Consider the following 3,170-nt stretch of genomic DNA (forward strand, 5'->3'; position numbering starts at 1 on the left):
GCATCGAGCAGGGCCGGGTGCAGACCGAACCGCACCGCGTCCCGACGCCCACCCTCCGGCAACACGACCTCGGTGAACAGCTCGCTGCCACGCCGCCAGGCCGCCTTCAACCCCTGGAACAGCGGCCCGTAGGCCATGCCGTCTCCTGCGAGTTCCGCGTACAGCCCGCTCACGTCGACGGCGACTGCGTCGGCCGGCGGCCAGACCGCCAGCGCACCGAAGTCGGACTCGGCCTCAGGCCGGGCACCAACAGCCAACACACCGGACCCGTGACGCGTCCACGGCTCCCCCGCGTGTGCGTCCTGACGTCGGGAGTACACGGCGAACGCTCGGTTGCCGGAGGCGTTCGGCGCCTCGACGGCAAGTTGGAGGTGCACGCCGCCGCGCTCGGGCAGGACCAGCGGGGCCTCCAGCGTCAGCTCCTCGACGACATCGCATCCGACCTGGTCACCGGCACGAACCGCGAGGTCCACGAATGCCGTACCAGGCAGCAGGACACCACCGTGGATCGTGTGGTCGGCGAGCCAGGGGTGGGTTTCCAGCGACAGTCGACCGGCGAGCAGCACCCCGTCCGAGTCGGCAAGGGTGACCGCGGCGCCGAGCAGCGGGTGGTCGGCGTCGCCGAAACCGATCGCTGCCGGGTCCCCGGTCGCGTACGCCACCTCACTGGGCCAGAACCGCTGCCGCTGGAAGGCGTACGTCGGCAGGTCGACCCGGCGGGCACCGGTACCGGCGAAGAACGCCGACCAGTCGACGGCCACACCATGAACATGAGCCTGGGCGAGGGCCGTCGTGACGACCTGGACCTCGGGGCGGTGCTTGCGGAGCGCGGGCAGGAACGCGGCGTCCTCCGTCACGCATTCCTGGGCGAGGGCGGAGAGCACCCCGTCCGGGCCGAGTTCGACGTACGTGGTCACGCCGGCGGCCTCAAGGGTGCGAACACCGTCGAGGAAACGGACCGCCTCGCGGACGTGGCGGACCCAGAAGTCCGCCGAGCCCATCTCCCCGTCGGTGACGAGCGCCCCGGTCAGGTTGGAGACGATCGGGATGCGCGGCGCCTCGAAGGTCAGCCCCTCGACCGCCTTGCGGAAGTCGGCCAGCATGCCGTCCATGTGCGGCGAGTGGAAGGCGTGGCTGACCGTGAGGCGCTTGCTCTTCCGGTCGCCGAGGGACTCCACCACCGCAACCGCAGCGTCCTCGTCACCCGCGATCACCACCGACCGCGGACCGTTGATCGCGGCGATGCTCACCCGATCGGTCAGCCGCGGCAGGACCTCGTCCTCGGAGGCCTGGACGGCGATCATGACTCCGCCGGTCGGCAGGGCCTGCATCAGCCGACCCCGCGCCACCACCAGCACACAGGCGTCGTCCAGGGAAAGGACACCTGCCGCATGCGCGGCAGCTATCTCACCGATGGAGTGACCGGAGAGGTAATCCGGCTTCACACCCCAAGATTCGAGCAGCCGGAACAACGCCACCTCGACGGCGAACAGCGCGGGCTGAGTGAACCGCGTCTCGTCCAACAGGGCGCCGTCAGACCCGAACAGCACCTCCCTCAGAGGCAGTTCCAGTAGCGCATCCATACGGGCGCAGACGGCGTCCAGCGCGTCCGCGAACACCGGATAGGCGTCATACAGCTCACGCCCCATCCCCAGGCGCTGACTCCCCTGACCCGTGAACAGGAAGGCCAGCCCACCACCCGATACCGCGCCTTGGAGGAGCCCCGGCACCGGCTCTCCGGCCGCGAGGGCCGTCAGTCCGGTGAGGAATGCCACCCGGTCCTCCGCGAGGACAACGGCTCGACGGTCGAGCGTCGACCTCGACGTGGCCAAGGAGTAGGCGACATCGGCGGGTTCCAGCAGCTCGTCCGACGCGATCCACGCCGCCAGACGCTCGGCCTGGACGCGCAGAGCAGCCTCGCTCTTCGCCGACAGGACCCACGGCAGAACGCCCGAACGGTCCTGGGGCAGAGCGGTCGGCTCCGCCTCGTCCCGCACGTCCGGCGCCTGCTCGATGATCGTGTGGGCGTTGGTACCACTGAAACCGAACGAGGAGATACCCGCCCGACGCGGACGACCGGTCTCGGGCCAATCGCGCTGTTCTGTAAGCAACTTCAGGTCGCCGGCAGTCCAGTCGACGTGCGGGGTGGGCTCGTCCACGTGCAGCGTCTGCGGAAGCACCCCGTGCTGCATCGCCAGGACCATCTTCATCACACCCGCGACACCCGCCGCGGCCTGCGTGTGCCCGATGTTCGACTTGATCGAACCGAGGAACAACGGCCGGTCGGCCGAACGCTCCTGCCCGTACGTGGCCAAGAGCGCCTGCGCCTCGATGGGGTCCCCGAGCATCGTGCCCGTGCCGTGCGCTTCCACGGCGTCCACCTCGGCGGCCGACAGGCCCGCGCCGGCCAGCGCCGCACGGATCACCCGCTGTTGCGAAGGACCGTTCGGAGCCGTCAGACCATTGCTCGCACCGTCCTGGTTGATCGCCGAACCACGGATCACCGCCAACACCGGATGCCCGTTACGACGGGCATCCGACAGCCGCTCCACGAGCAGCATGCCGACACCCTCACCCCAGCCCGTACCATCCGCGCCGGCGGCGAACGCCTTGATCCGACCATCCGCCGCCAGCCCACGCTGTCGACTGAAATCGATGTACGCACCCGGCGACGACATGACCGTCACACCACCGGCCAACGCCATGCTGCACTCACCGTTGCGCAACGCCTGCACCGCCCAGTGCAACGCCACCAACGAAGCCGAGCACGCCGTATCGACCGTCACCGCCGGACCCTCAAGCCCGAACGCGTACGACAGCCGGCCGGAGACCACACTCGCCGCGTTACCCGTGCCGAGAAAACCCTCGATGCCTTCAGGAATTACCTGGAAGGTCGAGTCGTAGTCCTGGCCGTTGGTGCCGACGAAGACACCGGCCTGGGTTCCGCGCACCGCGGCCGGGTCGATACCCGCCCGCTCGAACGCCTCCCACGTCGTCTCCAACAACAACCGCTGCTGCGGATCCATGGCGAGGGCCTCACGCGGCGAGATCCCGAAGAAGTCCGCGTCGAACTCGGCGGCGTCGTAGAGGAATCCGCCCTCACGGGCATAGAACGTCCCCTGCTCATCGGGATCCGAGCTGTAGAGACGATCCAGATCCCAACCACGATC

1 protein-coding gene is annotated in these 3,170 nt (G+C 69.1%); it reads right to left on the reverse strand.

The window, feature by feature from the left end; all coding sequences use genetic code 11:
* A partial coding sequence (locus NOD94_RS40635; protein ID WP_281211270.1) for a type I polyketide synthase occupies positions 1-3,170 on the reverse strand: 3,170 nt, incomplete at both ends.

The organism is Streptomyces sp. Isolate_45, from assembly GCF_024721315.2.
Classification (GTDB): Bacteria; Actinomycetota; Actinomycetes; order Streptomycetales; family Streptomycetaceae; genus Streptomyces.